At 47.2% G+C, this 14665-nt stretch carries 13 protein-coding genes and 23 tRNA genes; 7 read left to right on the top strand and 29 right to left on the bottom strand.

The window, feature by feature from the left end:
• Window positions 1-194 precede the first annotated feature (194 nt).
• The 29 genes from C7R93_RS09825 to dnaA form a co-directional block, all read right to left on the bottom strand.
• Window positions 195-279, bottom strand: a tRNA-Leu gene (locus C7R93_RS09825).
• 8 nt (window positions 280-287) lie between these two features.
• A tRNA-Arg gene (locus C7R93_RS09820) sits at window positions 288-361 on the bottom strand.
• A 22-nt stretch (window positions 362-383) separates the two neighbouring features.
• Window positions 384-459, bottom strand: a tRNA-His gene (locus C7R93_RS09815).
• A 31-nt stretch (window positions 460-490) separates the two neighbouring features.
• Window positions 491-564: transfer RNA gene (locus C7R93_RS09810), tRNA-Trp, on the bottom strand.
• Between the two features lies 1 nt (window position 565).
• Window positions 566-642: transfer RNA gene (locus C7R93_RS09805), tRNA-Met, on the bottom strand.
• A gap of 24 nt (window positions 643-666) precedes the next feature.
• Window positions 667-755: transfer RNA gene (locus tag C7R93_RS09800), tRNA-Ser, on the bottom strand.
• A gap of 8 nt (window positions 756-763) precedes the next feature.
• Window positions 764-837: transfer RNA gene (locus C7R93_RS09795), tRNA-Gly, on the bottom strand.
• Between the two features lie 7 nt (window positions 838-844).
• Window positions 845-926: transfer RNA gene (locus C7R93_RS09790), tRNA-Leu, on the bottom strand.
• A gap of 16 nt (window positions 927-942) precedes the next feature.
• Window positions 943-1019: transfer RNA gene (locus C7R93_RS09785), tRNA-Pro, on the bottom strand.
• 32 nt (window positions 1020-1051) lie between these two features.
• Window positions 1052-1125, bottom strand: a tRNA-Arg gene (locus C7R93_RS09780).
• 6 nt (window positions 1126-1131) lie between these two features.
• Window positions 1132-1207 (bottom strand) — tRNA-Gly (locus tag C7R93_RS09775).
• Window positions 1208-1223: 16 nt separating this feature from the next.
• A tRNA-Leu gene (locus C7R93_RS09770) sits at window positions 1224-1309 on the bottom strand.
• 30 nt (window positions 1310-1339) lie between these two features.
• A tRNA-Lys gene (locus C7R93_RS09765) sits at window positions 1340-1415 on the bottom strand.
• Window positions 1416-1422: 7 nt separating this feature from the next.
• Window positions 1423-1497: transfer RNA gene (locus C7R93_RS09760), tRNA-Gln, on the bottom strand.
• A gap of 18 nt (window positions 1498-1515) precedes the next feature.
• Window positions 1516-1600 (bottom strand) — tRNA-Tyr (locus C7R93_RS09755).
• Window positions 1601-1644: 44 nt separating this feature from the next.
• Window positions 1645-1720: transfer RNA gene (locus C7R93_RS09750), tRNA-Thr, on the bottom strand.
• A gap of 14 nt (window positions 1721-1734) precedes the next feature.
• A tRNA-Phe gene (locus tag C7R93_RS09745) sits at window positions 1735-1810 on the bottom strand.
• A 35-nt stretch (window positions 1811-1845) separates the two neighbouring features.
• Window positions 1846-1922, bottom strand: a tRNA-Asp gene (locus C7R93_RS09740).
• 25 nt (window positions 1923-1947) lie between these two features.
• Window positions 1948-2023 (bottom strand) — tRNA-Val (locus tag C7R93_RS09735).
• A 37-nt stretch (window positions 2024-2060) separates the two neighbouring features.
• Window positions 2061-2134: transfer RNA gene (locus tag C7R93_RS09730), tRNA-Glu, on the bottom strand.
• A 7-nt stretch (window positions 2135-2141) separates the two neighbouring features.
• A tRNA-Asn gene (locus C7R93_RS09725) sits at window positions 2142-2217 on the bottom strand.
• A gap of 17 nt (window positions 2218-2234) precedes the next feature.
• Window positions 2235-2310: transfer RNA gene (locus tag C7R93_RS09720), tRNA-Ala, on the bottom strand.
• A 44-nt stretch (window positions 2311-2354) separates the two neighbouring features.
• Window positions 2355-2431 (bottom strand) — tRNA-Ile (locus tag C7R93_RS09715).
• 216 nt (window positions 2432-2647) lie between these two features.
• Window positions 2648-4573 (bottom strand): DNA topoisomerase (ATP-hydrolyzing) subunit B, encoded by a 1926-nt coding sequence (gene gyrB, locus C7R93_RS09710; protein WP_106838630.1) that lies wholly within the window; start codon window positions 4571-4573, stop codon window positions 2648-2650.
• Window positions 4573-4860 (bottom strand): extracellular matrix regulator RemB, encoded by a 288-nt coding sequence (remB, locus tag C7R93_RS09705; protein ID WP_007720118.1) that lies wholly within the window; start codon window positions 4858-4860, stop codon window positions 4573-4575. The genes gyrB and remB overlap by 1 nt, the downstream gene beginning before the upstream one ends.
• Before the next feature lie 11 nt (window positions 4861-4871).
• Window positions 4872-5990 carry a DNA replication/repair protein RecF gene (gene recF / locus C7R93_RS09700; protein WP_106838629.1) on the bottom strand — a complete coding sequence of 373 codons (1119 nt, stop codon included), beginning with the start codon at window positions 5988-5990 and terminating at the stop codon, window positions 4872-4874.
• A 16-nt stretch (window positions 5991-6006) separates the two neighbouring features.
• Window positions 6007-6222: a S4 domain-containing protein YaaA gene (gene yaaA, locus C7R93_RS09695; protein ID WP_007720120.1), complete on the bottom strand. Its 216-nt coding sequence runs from the start codon at window positions 6220-6222 to the stop codon at window positions 6007-6009.
• Window positions 6223-6254: 32 nt separating this feature from the next.
• Window positions 6255-7394, bottom strand: a complete 1140-nt coding sequence (dnaN, locus tag C7R93_RS09690; RefSeq protein WP_106838628.1) for a DNA polymerase III subunit beta — start codon at window positions 7392-7394, stop codon at window positions 6255-6257.
• Between the two features lie 207 nt (window positions 7395-7601).
• The gene (gene dnaA / locus C7R93_RS09685) at window positions 7602-8987 is read right to left on the bottom strand and encodes a chromosomal replication initiator protein DnaA (protein ID WP_146142415.1); all 1386 of its coding nucleotides are present in this window, start codon (window positions 8985-8987) and stop codon (window positions 7602-7604) included.
• Between the two features lie 560 nt (window positions 8988-9547).
• On the opposite strand from dnaA, the gene rpmH reads away from it, so the two are divergent.
• The 7 genes from rpmH to mnmE all read left to right on the top strand — a co-directional run bounded on the left by rpmH (window position 9548) and on the right by mnmE (window position 14660).
• Complete coding sequence (rpmH, locus tag C7R93_RS09680) at window positions 9548-9682, top strand: 50S ribosomal protein L34 (protein ID WP_007720125.1); 135 nt, start codon at window positions 9548-9550, stop codon at window positions 9680-9682.
• Between the two features lie 162 nt (window positions 9683-9844).
• Complete coding sequence (locus C7R93_RS09675; RefSeq protein ID WP_106838627.1) at window positions 9845-10819, top strand: hypothetical protein; 975 nt, start codon at window positions 9845-9847, stop codon at window positions 10817-10819.
• Between the two features lie 142 nt (window positions 10820-10961).
• Window positions 10962-11342 (top strand): ribonuclease P protein component, encoded by a 381-nt coding sequence (rnpA, locus tag C7R93_RS09670; RefSeq protein ID WP_106838626.1) that lies wholly within the window; start codon window positions 10962-10964, stop codon window positions 11340-11342.
• 4 nt (window positions 11343-11346) lie between these two features.
• Window positions 11347-11571 carry a membrane protein insertion efficiency factor YidD gene (gene yidD, locus C7R93_RS09665; protein ID WP_208637804.1) on the top strand — a complete coding sequence of 75 codons (225 nt, stop codon included), beginning with the start codon at window positions 11347-11349 and terminating at the stop codon, window positions 11569-11571.
• A gap of 38 nt (window positions 11572-11609) precedes the next feature.
• A complete protein-coding gene (yidC, locus tag C7R93_RS09660) occupies window positions 11610-12368 on the top strand; it encodes a membrane protein insertase YidC (RefSeq protein ID WP_106838624.1) in 759 nt (252 codons plus the stop codon).
• Window positions 12365-12994 (top strand): RNA-binding cell elongation regulator Jag/EloR, encoded by a 630-nt coding sequence (gene jag, locus C7R93_RS09655; protein ID WP_106838623.1) that lies wholly within the window; start codon window positions 12365-12367, stop codon window positions 12992-12994. The genes yidC and jag overlap by 4 nt, the downstream gene beginning before the upstream one ends.
• 289 nt (window positions 12995-13283) lie before the next feature.
• Complete coding sequence (gene mnmE, locus C7R93_RS09650) at window positions 13284-14660, top strand: tRNA uridine-5-carboxymethylaminomethyl(34) synthesis GTPase MnmE (protein ID WP_056495729.1); 1377 nt, start codon at window positions 13284-13286, stop codon at window positions 14658-14660.
• Window positions 14661-14665 lie beyond the last annotated feature (5 nt).

The following is a 14665-nucleotide window of genomic DNA, read 5'->3' as shown; positions in this document are numbered from 1 at the left end:
AGTTTTCAAAGAGCATTTTGCACCATGTTCAGTGCAGATCTTTAATTTATCACATCTAACTTTCGAAGTCAACAACTTTTTAGTTGCATGTGATTTGTTCTACTCATTTAAACTTAGTGTTTCGTGAGTAGATTTCTAATATACCACATTACCTTTCATTAATCAAGAGGTTTTTTCAGCCTCATTAAAATTAATGGTGCGGTCGGCGAGACTCGAACTCGCACGGGTCGCCCCGCCACCCCCTCAAGATGGTGTGTCTGCCAATTCCACCACGACCGCATGTAAAACGTCTCAGGAGAGGTTCGAACTCCCGACCGTCCGCTTAGAAGGCGGATGCTCTATCCAGCTGAGCTACTGAGACATATTGTAGTTATCAAAAAAAATGGGGCGATCGATGGGACTTGAACCCACGAGTGCCGGAGCCACAATCCGGTGCGTTAACCCCTTCGCCACGACCGCCATAATGTATACGAGTTTTTAAAATGTTCCTTGGCAGGGGCAGTAGGAATCGAACCCACACCAAAGGTTTTGGAGACCTTCGTTCTACCGTTAAACTATGCCCCTATGGTAGCGGTGGAGGGGATCGAACCCCCGACCTTTCGGGTATGAACCGAACGCTCTAGCCATCTGAGCTACGCCGCCATAATTATTCGTAATAAAAAGAAGTGGCGGAGGGAGAGGGATTCGAACCCCCGTGAGCTTGCACTCTAACGGTTTTCAAGACCGCCCCGTTATGACCACTTCGGTATCCCTCCGCAAAATATGGAGCGGGTGATGGGAATCGAACCCACGCGACCAGCTTGGAAGGCTGGAGTTCTACCATTGAACTACACCCGCTTGAATATGGTGCCGGTGAAGGGACTTGAACCCCCACGGTTTCCCTCACGATTTTGAGTCGCGCGCGTCTGCCATTCCGCCACACCGGCATATTCATTTGAATCATGGTCGGGAAGACAGGATTCGAACCTGCGACCCCTTGGTCCCAAGCCAAGTACTCTACCAAGCTGAGCTACTTCCCGATTATCGTTCTTCACTTTTTAAGATGAAGATGCGTGCCCTGAGAGATTCGAACTCCCGACCTTTTGATTCGTAGTCAAACGCTCTATCCAGCTGAGCTAAGGGCACATGTTATGGAGCGGACGAAGGGTCTCGAACCCTCGACCTTCGCCTTGGCAAGGCGACGCTCTACCAATTGAGCTACGTCCGCATAAGAAGGAATTTCTTGGTGCGGTCGAGAGGACTTGAACCTCCACGGTGTTGCCACCACTGGCACCTGAAGCCAGCGCGTCTGCCATTCCGCCACGACCGCACAAGAAGATCTATCTCTTGTTTTAAAAACTGGTGAGCCATGAAGGACTCGAACCTTCGACCCTCTGATTAAAAGTCAGATGCTCTACCAACTGAGCTAATGGCTCTCAAAAATGGCTGGGGTACTAGGATTTGAACCTAGGAATGACGGAGTCAAAGTCCGTTGCCTTACCGCTTGGCTATACCCCAATAGCCATGAAGTAAAGATGGTGGGGAGAGACGGATTCGAACCGCCGAACCCGGAGGGAGCAGATTTACAGTCTGCCGTGTTTAGCCACTTCACTATCTCCCCAAGCTTGTCCTTCAAAAGTAAACCTTATTCACTTTTAAGGAAAATGGTGCCGGCAATAGGACTTGAACCCACAACCCCCTGATTACAAGTCAGGTGCTCTACCAATTGAGCTATACCGGCATGTTTTATATAAATGGTGGCTCGGGACGGAATCGAACCGCCGACACGAGGATTTTCAGTCCTCTGCTCTACCGACTGAGCTACCGAGCCTCAAGCGTTTTATTTCGCCATCGCTTGAGAAAAAATGGCGGAGCTGACGGGACTCGAACCCGCGACCTCCGGTGTGACAGACCGGCGTGAACTCCAACTTCACCACAGCTCCATGTAAACATTTCAGTTGTAAAAAGTGGTGGAGGCTGACGGGATCGAACCGCCGACCCTCTGCTTGTAAGGCAGATGCTCTCCCAGCTGAGCTAAGCCTCCATATATGCCCTGCGAAACTGCAAGGCGTTTTGCTAGGTGACCCGTAGGGGATTCGAACCCCTGAATGACAGCGTGAAAGGCTGCTGTGTTAAACCGCTTCACCAACGGGCCATTTGAATGGCTCCTCGGGACGGACTCGAACCGCCGACCGATCGGTTAACAGCCGATTGCTCTACCAACTGAGCTACCGAGGAATAATCATATTTTAGAATGGTGGAGCTGAACGGGATCGAACCGATGACCTCCTGCTTGCAAGGCAGGCGCTCTCCCAACTGAGCTACAGCCCCATCTGGGCGCTTTAATGACACAATTGTCATATCAGCTATGTAAGTGGTGGGCCTAGGCTGACTCGAACAGCCGACCTCACGCTTATCAGGCGTGCGCTCTAACCAACTGAGCTATAGGCCCGCGATTACTTCCGGAACTTAAATCTAGCATACTTTTTAATTCATTGCAATAGAAATTTTGTTTTTTTTTATTGCGTGGGTGAACTTTTTTGTGAAACAGGCTTAACAAAAGTACACCCTATTATAAGTCATTTTCATACTCTATTTCAAACGTGTTTTTAAATTTTCATGAAGAAAAAGCTTGCCCGGTAAAGGACAAGCTTTTCTTCGTTCAAAATTAAATATCAAGATCGCGTACATTTGCCGCGTATTGCTCAATAAACTCCCTGCGAGGCTCTACTTCGTCTCCCATAAGTGTCTCAAACACCATATCGGCATCCATAGCGTCCTCAAGATCTACCTGAAGCAATGTACGAACTTCTGGATCCATCGTAGTATCCCACAATTGATCTGCGTTCATCTCACCAAGTCCTTTATAACGTTGGACGTTTGGCTTCGGTTGCGCCTTCAAGGTAGCGAGAACTTCATCACGCTGCTTATCGGTATACGCATAGTGCAGGGTCTTCCCTTGCTTAATGCTGTAGAGAGGCGGCTGGGCAATATAAATATACCCCGCTTCAATCAACTGTTTCATGTAACGGAAGAAGAACGTCAATAGAAGCGTACGAATATGCGATCCATCGACATCCGCGTCCGTCATAATAACCACTTTGTGATAGCGTGCTTTCGAAATGTCAAAGTCTTCGCCAACACCAGTTCCCAGAGCCGTAATGATGGCACGAATCTCGTTATTCCCGAGAATTTTGTCCAAGCGCGCCTTTTCCACGTTCAATACCTTCCCGCGCAGAGGAAGAATGGCTTGGAAATGACGATCGCGTCCCATCTTCGCAGAACCGCCCGCAGAGTCACCCTCTACAATGAACAGTTCAGATTCGGATGCGTCCTTGGAAGAGCAGTCCGCCAGTTTACCCGGCAGCGCACTTACTTCCAGCGCACTCTTGCGACGAGTCATTTCACGAGCTTTACGAGCTGCCTCACGAGCACGAGATGCCATGAGTGCCTTCTCAACCACTTTTTTAGCAACACCAGGATTCTCTTCCATAAAGGTGTTGAAGCGGTCACCAAAGACAGACTCGGTAATGCTACGCGCTTCGGAGTTGCCCAGCTTCGTTTTTGTTTGTCCTTCAAACTGAGGTTCTTGAATTTTTACAGAGATAATCGCGGTAATGCCTTCACGCACATCGTCCCCGGAAAGATTCGGATCCTTTTCCTTCAGGAAGTTAAACTTGCGGCTGTAGTCGTTGATCACACGTGTAAGAGCTGTTTTAAATCCGGTTTCGTGGGTACCACCCTCATGGGTGTTGATGTTATTGGCAAAAGAGTAGATGTTGCTCACATAGCTGTCGTTGTACTGAAGGGCAACCTCCACGACAAGACCCTCTTTTTCCCCTTCGCAATAAATCACATCGTCATGCAGAGCTTCCCGATTTTTATTCAAGTATTCTACGAACTGGATGATACCGCCCTCGTAGTGGAAGGATTCTTCCTTCTCATGATCTGGACGCGTATCTTTCAGCGTGATGCGCAATCCTTTGTTAAGGAACGCCAGCTCGCGAATACGTTTTTGCAAAATCTCGTATTCGAATACGGTTGTTTCGGTAAAAATAGTCGGGTCGGGCTTGAAGGTAACTTTTGTTCCCGTCTCTTCGGTCTCGCCCACAACAGCAAGATCGGCATCCGGTGCGCCTACTTTAAAGCGCATGTAGTATACCTGGTTATTTTGTTTAACCTCGACTTCCATCCATTCGGATAGCGCGTTAACTACCGAGCTACCTACCCCGTGAAGACCGCCGGACACTTTGTACCCGCCACCACCGAATTTTCCACCGGCGTGCAATACAGTCAAAACGGTTTCAACTGTGGATTTCCCGGTCTTTTCATGAATGCCAGTCGGGATTCCTCGACCGTTATCGGTTACAGATACGGAGTTGTCTGGATGAATGACCACCAAGATCTCGTCGCAATAACCAGCCAGCGCCTCGTCAATGGCATTGTCGACAATCTCCCATACCAGGTGATGCAAACCTCGGCTGCTGGTCGACCCGATGTACATGCCGGGACGTTTCCGAACTGCCTCTAACCCTTCCAGTACCTGAATCTGACTCGCATCGTAGTTTGTATCTTTCGTCGTCACTTGATCCACTACTCTGTCAACTCCTCCACTTCAGCTTGTACAAAGGGAAACTGATCCAAGCTGTCCACGAACTGAGCGCGTCGCTTCAGCGTCAGAGAAGAAATAGGTGAACAGTAAATGGCGTTCTGGGTGATTACATAAGACTTGGTTTCTTCCTCGCTATGGTCAACAACTGTCTTACTTTTTTCAAGCAAGAACGCTTTATTGATTTTTGAGGATTTCACAGTCTGATGATCAAGAATGGAAATAACTTCCTTCGTGCTCACCACAGTATCTCCACCAATATGAATAAACATCCCTGTACCCCCTACCTTTCTCCGGAGATTTTCCCTTCCTTCACGTAAAAACGAGAGGCTTGCTGGAGAACCTGATGCTTTAAGCCTTCCACACCTGTGGTACTTACAAACGTCTGTACTCGATCCTGAATGGTTTCGAGCAGTAATGTTTGCCGATGTTCATCCAACTCTGACAAGACATCATCCAACAACAGAACGGGGTATTCTCCCACTTCTTCTTTAATCAGCTCAATTTCGGCCAATTTAATGGACAGCGCACTGGTGCGTTGCTGTCCCTGGGAACCATACGTTTGCACATCCATGTTGTTCACTTTAAGTGAAAAATCATCACGGTGTGGACCAATAAGGGTGCTTCCCCGCATGATTTCCCTGTCGCGAACCTCTTCGTAGGCAGCAAGCATTTTATCTACAGCCTGATCTATCGTCATCTCTTCTGTAACGGGCGATGAGTTTACGTAATGCAAAGAAAGTCTTTCCCTGCCATCGGTAATGCCGGTGTGGATTTCCTGTGCCCACGTCTCCAGCTTCCGAATGAACTCAAAACGCTTCTTTAACAATTTTACCGCTAAATCGGCTAATTGGGTATTCCAAATTGCCAGCATTTCCAGCGAGTTACTTTTTTTCATGGCCAAATCCTTTAAAAGCTGATTTCGCTGGGCCAGCACTTTGTTGTAATTGCTCAAATAATAAAGATACGTAGGTGAAACCTGACCAATTTCCATATCGATGAAGCGTCTGCGCTGGGCAGGTGCGCCTTTGACAATGGAAAGATCCTCGGGTGCAAACATGACGACATTCAATGCCCCCACATAGGCGCTCAGCTTCTGCTGTTCCATTCCGTTGATTTTGGCCCGCTTTCCCTTGGTTGTCAACTGCAGCTCTAAACGAACAGAACCGTAGCGACGAAGAACATCGCTACGGATCGTGGCATAATCGGCATCCCAGGAAATAAGCTCCTTGTCGCGGGGCGTTCGGTGGGATTTGGCGAGTGCCAAAACATAGATCGATTCGAGAGCATTCGTTTTCCCTTGAGCGTTGTTGCCAATAAACAACTGGATGGGACCGTCAAACGACAGGGACATCGTTTCGTAGTTGCGATAATTGGTTAGCGACAGGTTCTTGAGAAACAAGAATCACGCTCTCCTCTCAGGGGCGTACCACTTGATAGCGACCAAAGCCTTCAATCGCCACTTCATCGCCAGGATATAGCTTGCGTCCACGTCTGTTGTCCAGCTCTCCATTGATCTGGATCGGAACCTCAGCCAAAAAAGCTTTGGCCATTCCCCCCGTGTCAATGATTTCAGCCAGCTTCAAAAATTGGCCGAGAGCAATATAGTCTGTGCTAATGGAAACCTCACGCATGGCTTGGCTCCTTTCTTTTACGTAAAAATAAATTAGTACGTACGAACCGGCAAAATCAGATGGAGCATCCAGTCATGATCAGTTGGACGGATCACAAATGGACTCATCGGGCCGCTAAAGCTCGCTTTGATTTCTGCGCTATCAATTGCACGCAGCGCATCGATCATGTATTTGGCGTTGAAGGAAATTTTCAATTCTTCGCCATTCATTGCTTTTGGCATCAACATATCCGTTACTTTCCCGATCTCAGGTGCATTGGACGTAATTTCGACAGTTCCATCAGGCATCGTAACAAGCTTGACTACGTTCGACTTGCCTTCACGGCTCAGCAAGGAAGCACGCTCGATGGATTGCAAAAATTCCTTAGTGCTGACGGTAATCTCCGTTTTGCTTCCTTGTGGAATGATTCTGGTCGTGTCCGGATATGTTCCTTCCAGGAGACGGGAATAGAACAGGATGTGCTTGGACTTCACCAAAATTTGATTGTCAGCAACAACGATATCCGCGAGATTTTGGTCGTCATCTAATATTTTTACCAATTCATTGCAGCTTTTACCCGGAACAACCACGTTATGGAAAGAAAGATCCTCTGGGCATTCGACCATAGCGGTACGGCTAGCCAAACGATGGCTGTCGGTTGCCACAAAACGCAATTTGCCTTGATCAAGCGACCACATCAAACCGGTCAAGATCGGACGCATTTCGGAAGTGGATACACCAAAAACAGTTTGACGAATCATCGCCTTCAGTAAATCACAGGGAACACTGAAGACTTTATCTTCTTCCAGATGCGGCAGCTGTGGATATTCGTTCGCATTCATCCCGTTAATGGTGAACTCAGCTTGCCCAGAACGAATTTGGGTTACGAGGCGATCATCAACTCGAATATCGATTTCATTGCTTGGCAGCTTGCGCACGATTTCGCTGAAAATACGTGCAGTCAACACGATGCTACCAGGTTGATGTACCGTTACTCCCCATTCTCCGGCTTCTTCCATCGGAATCTGAACTTCAATAGACACATCAGAATCGCTTGCTGTCAGTGTCAAACCTTCATCATCCGTTTTGATTTTAATCCCGGTCAAAATTGGAATCGTAGTTCTGCTAGAAACTGCTTTGCTAACATGCGATACGGCGTTCGACAGCTTTTCACGCTGAACGGTAATATGCATCGACGTGAGCCTCCCTCTCCGGCGCCATTATTTTTGGTTGGAATCTGCATAATGGCTGCGCCTTTATCATAACTTATTAGGATAGATCTTTTTAACAGAAGTAGTAATAGGGCCTGTGGATTTGTGGATATGTGGGTTCAGTACGTAAAAGAGAGCCTATACACATGTGGGTAAGTTGTGTATAGGCTTTTTGCGTTATGCACAGGTTTAATGGTTTGCTTTTAACTTTTCAATGAGCGACTGAATGGTTGTTTGCATATGAGGGTCATTCGCCAGTGCACGAGAGATTTTCTCATGGGCATGAATGACTGTCGTATGGTCACGGCCGCCAAATTCATCACCGATTTTCGGCAAGGAGGCATCCGTCAGCTCTCTGGAGAGATACATCGCAATTTGACGTGGGAAAGCGACGGTTTTTGTCCGTTTTTTCGCCTTGAAATCTTCTAGTTTCAGGCTGTACGCTTCTCCGACCGTTCGTTGGATGTCCATAATGGTAATCACGCGCGGGCGGGAGGAAGGAATAATGTCTTTCAGTGCTTCCGCTGCCAGTTGCGTGTCGATATCGCGATTAATCAAGGAGGAGTAGGCCACGACACGAATCAGTGCGCCTTCCAGCTCGCGAATGTTGCTGTCGATCTGGTTGGCAATGTACGCCATTACCTCATTAGGGATATCGAGATTTTCTGCTTTCGCCTTTTTGCGCAAAATCGCAATCCGCGTTTCGAGGTCTGGCGGCTGAATATCAGTAATCAGTCCCCATTCGAAGCGTGAGCGGAGGCGATCCTCCAGTGTCGGGATCTCCTTGGGAGGCCGGTCGGAGGAGATGATGATTTGTTTGCTTTCTTCATGCAAGGCATTGAACGTATGGAAAAACTCTTCTTGTGTCGATTCTTTGCCTGCTAAAAACTGAATGTCATCAATTAAAAGAACGTCAACACTCCGGTATTTATTGCGGAATTCGACGGCTTTGTTGTCACGAATAGAGTTGATGAATTCATTGGTGAATTTCTCAGACGACAAATAGACCACTTTCGCCGATGGGTTGTGCTGAATGACATAATGGCCAATTGCATGCATTAAGTGGGTTTTGCCAAGTCCGACTCCTCCGTAAATGAAGAGGGGATTGTAAGCTTTTGCAGGAGCTTCAGCAACCGCAAGCGATGCGGCGTGAGCGAATCGATTCCCTGAGCCGATGACAAACGTGTCAAAGGTATATTTGGGATTTAAGATACTGGGTGGCTGGTCATCCGCGACTGTTGGCGGTTCGCTCATTTTCACCCGTGGGGCAGGTTGTTCGTCGGCAAAAGCCGCATCGGGATTTTGCATCGCGACGAACTTTACTTTCATATTGATACCCGTCACTTCATATAGTGTATCGGTAATCAGTTGTGCGTACCTGGTTTCTAGCCAATCACGAGCAAAGTCGTTTGGCGCGACGACGATCAGTGCATCTTCTTCCAATGTAGTTGCCTTTGTCGCCTTCAGCCAGGTATCAAAACTGGGTTTGCTTAGCGATTTTTCTATCTTGGCGAGTACTTTGCGCCATAGTTCGCTAATCGCTGCATCCAACCAGAATCCCTCCTTCTGGGCCATCCGAAAAATTGATGAAGCACCGATCCATAATGATCGAGAAATAGTGCAAAAATCTGCTATGTTGTGACCTAATTGTCAACACCGCCGTCTGTAGCGACTGTGGATAAAAAAAGTCGAAATATAGGGATTCCGCTCGTAGAAGTGAAAAAAAGCAGACGGTTATCCTCAGTCCTGTGAGTAACGACATACACATAGGAAAGAATCTGTCCACAAACTTATCCACACCCTGTGGAAAAACCGATTCACGTATCGGAGTTATTCACGCTTCAAAACAAAAACATAATAACAGATATAAGGCATGGTATCAATGGTTTTTTCATACTTATCCACAAACACAACTTCTGGTACCTGCTACATATTCACATCCCTATATTTTGTGTACAAGCTGTAGATAAACTTGTCGAAAGTTGTTTTTGTGGATAAAATGATATCCACAGGTCCGGGAAATAGTTTTATGGGGATATTTGCCTTGGTAATGAAATTCCACTCTCGCTTGACTTTTTAGGCATATGTTCTTATAATGCAAAAGAATGTCTTTGCAAGACGGAGGTGTATACGTAATGAAACCATCTTTCAATCCTAACAACCGCAAGCGCAAAAAGGATCATGGATTCCGTAAGCGCATGAGCACAAAGAATGGCCGCAAAATTTTGGCTGCTCGTCGTCAAAGAGGTAGAAAAGTTCTTTCCGCTTAGGCCACACTTTCAGTGGCCTTTTTGTTTGTCTACATATGTCTGAAAATTCTTTGTTCTTATAAAAAGAGGAAGACCTTCTCCGATGTGGAAACCTTTTGAGGGATAATCGTTACCTAGCTACTGAAAATGTTTCTAATTTATTGAAGAGACTGGAGGAGGCTGATGGAGCAAAGCAAGGACGTAACCGACTTTTTTGTATCCTTGGCGCGCGAGTTTCTTGATGAATGTCCTCTAGCCAGCTTGGTATGTGCCTATGCGGGTGGATCTGTCGGGAGGGGAGAAGCGGACGCGTACAGCGACCTCGATTTACATATCTTTGTGGAGGGAGGAGATGATCCTTCCTGCGAAAATCGTCTGTTTAGAGGGCATGTGGTACAGCTGCACGTCCAATCTGCTCCTACTGATGAAGAAGTGTACGAAAATCCGTGGGCATGGCGTTACGTAAAGGAAGCAAAGGTTGTTCTGGACCCAGAGGATCGTTTCACTTCTTGGATGAAGGTCATGTGTGCCTATATGGATTCGCCGGCTGGAAAAGCGAAAATGTTCGCACAGGCAAAGGCGGAGGTAGTTGCATTCCACGAAGAGGCGCAGGCTGCCTTATCGGAAGGCTTTCCATATTCGGCTTACTTGACTGCATGGGCAGGATGGATTGGGGCGTTGCAAATGCGTGCCTTTTTCCAGAGGCATTCATTGAGTGATGCAGGGTTGTATCAGCTGGTACAGAAAGCAGGACGCTCGGACGGAATGGACGGTTTTTTTCAGGAGGCATACCAGAGTAATCAAGATGTACATGATGTACTCGTGCTATTGGCGGACTATCGAGCTCATCTACGGTCAAAAAATGAGGGGATCCAGTTTGCGTTTGCGCTGGCAGCTGAAAATGATTGGTTAGTAAAGAGGAAGGTTCAGAGATGGCAGGAGAGAAATCAGATTGATATGGCCGGGTTTCTATTATTTTCAGAGGCGATTTGGTTATATCACAGTGTGGATTCTGACAAGTGGCTGGAGGAGCATTGGGCGGAGCTGCCTTCCCGGATTCATGTGCCACTCAAGAAATTGGGCTTTTTCCAAGCAGATGAGCAATTGCTCTCTGACTTGCGCCATGCCAGTGCAGAAATCATCGCGGAAATTGGCTGATATCCAGTATTTTTTCCGCTGAATTTTTGATTTTGTTCTAAACCTAGTATACTTAGGGGAAAAAAGTGGACGAAACAAGGATATACTGGTAGATGCTGTTTACGTTTTCTACTATAATTGTGATGTTAGGGGTTGTTTACCTTTGCATCGTTCACACCGGCTCAAAAAAAATGAGCAATTCCAAGCTGTGTTTCAACGAGGAAGTTCTGCTGCTAATAAGCAGTTTGTCTTGTATTCAGCAAAGCAAGAGGGACAAACGGCTTTTCGCGCTGGAATTTCCGTCAGTAAAAAAATTGGCAATGCTGTTGTCCGCAATAGAGTCAAACGGCTTATACGCGAAGCAGTAGCTCGAATGGAGTCTGTTATTCCAGTCGGTCTCGATCTCGTCATCATCGCACGTCCGGGTGTGGATACGATGACGCTTGAAGCCATTGAGCAATCTCTGTTACATGTGATGAAGCGAGCCAAAGTGATCAAACCGACACCCGTACATAATGGAAAAAGAGATGGAAAAAGAGGGTGAAACGATGATGGTGAAGATCATGGTTTGGTTGATCCGGGGATATCAACTAATGATTTCTCCGTATAAACCACCTTCATGCAGATTCGCGCCCACCTGTTCTCACTACGCGATTGAGTCGATTCGTCGATTTGGTGCGTGGAAGGGAGGCTGGTTGGCCCTTCGTCGCATTTTGAAATGCCATCCGTTCCACCCGGGCGGGTATGATCCAGTCCCGGATCAGCACAAATAAGATTACCTCAATTGAAGCGGGGAAAAGGAGGATCACCCTTGAGTAGACGTACACTCAGCATTCTTATGCTGACTATGCTGGTTCTAGTTTTGTCGGGCTGTAACCCCCAAGCTGCTGCACCAATTGGCCCTGACGCAACCGGCATTTGGGACAAGTATTTTGTCTATCCACTGTCCTGGCTGATTAAAGAGAGCGCATTGTTACTCGGAAACAACTACGGTCTGGGTATTCTGATTGCAACGATCATCATTCGAATCATTGTGCTTCCATTGATGGTCAAGCAAATTAAGAGCTCCAAGAAAATGCAAGAGATTCAACCGGAGATGCAAAAGATCCGGGAGAAGCACAAGAATGATCCACAAAAAGCGCAAACGGAAACAATGGCTTTGTTCCAGAAGAGCGGTGTCAATCCGTTGGCTGGATGCTTGCCAATGTTGGTACAAATGCCGATTTTGATCGCGTTCTACCATGCGATCATCCGTACGACTGAGATTAACTCGCAAACGTTCTTGTGGCTGACGTTGGGAGAAAAAGACCCGTACTACATTTTGCCGATTGTTGCGGCGATTACGACGTACCTGCAGTCCAAGATGATGGGTCAGGCAACACAAGGAAATCCACAAATGCAAATGATGATCATCATGATGCCGCTGATGATTTTGGCGATTGCCGTCACATTGCCATCAGCGCTGTCTCTGTACTGGGTATACGGTAACCTGTTTACCATTGTACAAACCTACTTCCTGTATCGTGATAAAGGAAATATGCCTACTCCTAAGGGGGGAGCCTCCAAGTGAAAAAGGCGGTAGCTACGGCAAAAACGATCGACGATGCTGTGCAAAAAGCTTTGCTGGAATTGGGAGTACCGCGTGAGCGGGCAACGATCCAAGTTCTAGAAGAACCAAGCAGAGGTTTGTTTGGACTGATTGGGGCAAAGGACGCTAAAGTGCAAGTAGAATTTCACTTTGATCCGGTTGCACAGGGACGTGACTTTCTTCAAGACGTTTTGTCGAACATGAAGGTGAATGCCAAAGTGGAGACGCGTACAAATGAAGAGGGTATGCTGTTTGACATCCAGGGAACCAATCTGGGAATCATTATTGGCCGCAGGGGACAAACTCTTGATTCATTACAGTATCTCGTAAACGTCGTAGCGAACCGTCATGCGGACAAACATGTACGTATCACTCTGGATGCCGAAAATTACAGGCTGCGTCGCAAGGAAACATTGGAGCAGCTCGCAGATCGTGTGGCGAAAAAAGCGTTATCGACCAAACGGGATGTACGTCTGGAACCAATGTCTGCTGCTGAACGGAAAGTAATCCACGCCTTCTTGCAAAAGAGAGCGGATGTGGTTACCTTCAGTGAAGGAGACGAGCCAAATCGTTATATCGTGATTGCACCGAAAGAAGCCTCTCGCTAGGCTTCTTTTTTTTGCCTGAAATCAAGTGAGCAAGCGACGACATTTTGAACAATCTCTTCAAAAAGTTGTCCACTGTGGATAATTGACCAAATGGTTGAGGATTTGCGAAAATGATTATACTGTGGATAACCAAAACAGACGGCAACCTTGGCGGATAGGGTTGCTTTTTCCTATTGGGTGGTTAGTCATATGGATTGGCTACACTTTCTTTTGGAATTTTTCTAGACGATCTGTTATGCTAGTAAGTTAGTGGCTGACTTGTAAGAGTGGAAAGCTTGAGGTGAACAGCATGAAATTCGATACAATAGCGGCGGTCGCAACACCAATGGGTGAAGGCGGTATTGCCGTGATCCGGGTAAGCGGTACGGAAGCGATCGAAGTTGTGGATAAGATATATAAAGGAAAGCAGCGGTTGTCCACTGTGGACAGCCATACGATTCACTATGGGCACTTGTATGAGCCAAACACAGGTGAACGAGTGGAAGAGGTGCTGGTTTCTGTAATGAAGGCTCCCCGTACATTTACGAGGGAGGATGTAGTTGAGGTAAACTGTCACGGAGGAATCGTTTCCGTTGAAAAGGTTCTGGAGTTAATCTTGGATAATGGAGCAAGATTGGCGGAGCCAGGTGAGTTCACAAAGCGTGCGTTTTTAAACGGACGTGTCGATTTGTCTCAGGCTGAGGCCGTCATTGATTTGATCCGGGCGAAAACTGACAGAGCGATGAAGGTCGCATTGAATCAAGTAGAAGGGAAGCTGTCCAGGCTAATTCGGCAGCTGCGCCAAAATTTGATTGAAGCGATGGCCCATATAGAAGTAACGCTGGACTACCCAGAGCATGACGTTGAGGAGTTTACACAAAATTTCTTGCGAGGAAAGTGCTTGGAGGTTAAAGGTGAGATCCAACGACTGTTGCAGACCGCACAGCAAGGAAAAATTTTGCGTGAAGGCTTGTCGACCGCGATTATTGGACGTCCGAATGTAGGGAAATCGTCTCTATTAAATAGTCTGGTCCAAGAGGAAAAGGCGATTGTGACTGACGTTGCGGGAACGACACGCGATGTCATCGAAGAGTATGTCAATGTGCGCGGGGTTCCTTTGCGACTCATCGATACCGCAGGAATTCGCGATACAGAGGATATCGTGGAGAAAATCGGGGTGGAGAAGTCCAGACAGCTGCTGCAAAAGGCTGACCTCGTGTTGCTCGTGATCAATTACAACGAGCCTCTCTCCGCTGATGATTACGCGATTTTTGAAGCGGCAAAAGGTTTCCATGTGATTGTGATTGTCAATAAATTTGACCTACCGCAAAAAGTGGATTTGGAAGAGATCAAGCGTCATTTCCCTCAGCAGCCGTTAATTATGACGTCTGCGCGTGAGGAGACGGGGATCGATCTGCTGGAGCAGGCAATTGGGGAGATTTTCTTCAGTGGCCGTGTGCAGCAGGATGACTTGACCTACGTGAGCAACGCCAGACATATTCAACTGCTTCGTCAGGCAGAACGAGCCATAGATGAAGCGCTGGGTGGAATCGATGACTTTATGCCAGTGGATATGATTCAGATCGATATTAAAAAGTCGTGGGAGCTGCTTGGGGAAGTCATCGGAGAAAGTGTCGGCGAAGATTTGATTGACCAGATTTTCTCCCAGTTCTGTCTGGGTAAGTGATAGAG

Origin of the sequence: Brevibacillus fortis, from assembly GCF_003013395.1 — a bacterium.
Classification (GTDB): Bacteria; Bacillota; Bacilli; order Brevibacillales; family Brevibacillaceae; genus Brevibacillus; species Brevibacillus fortis.
This window is presented reverse-complemented; position numbering and strand designations above follow the sequence as displayed.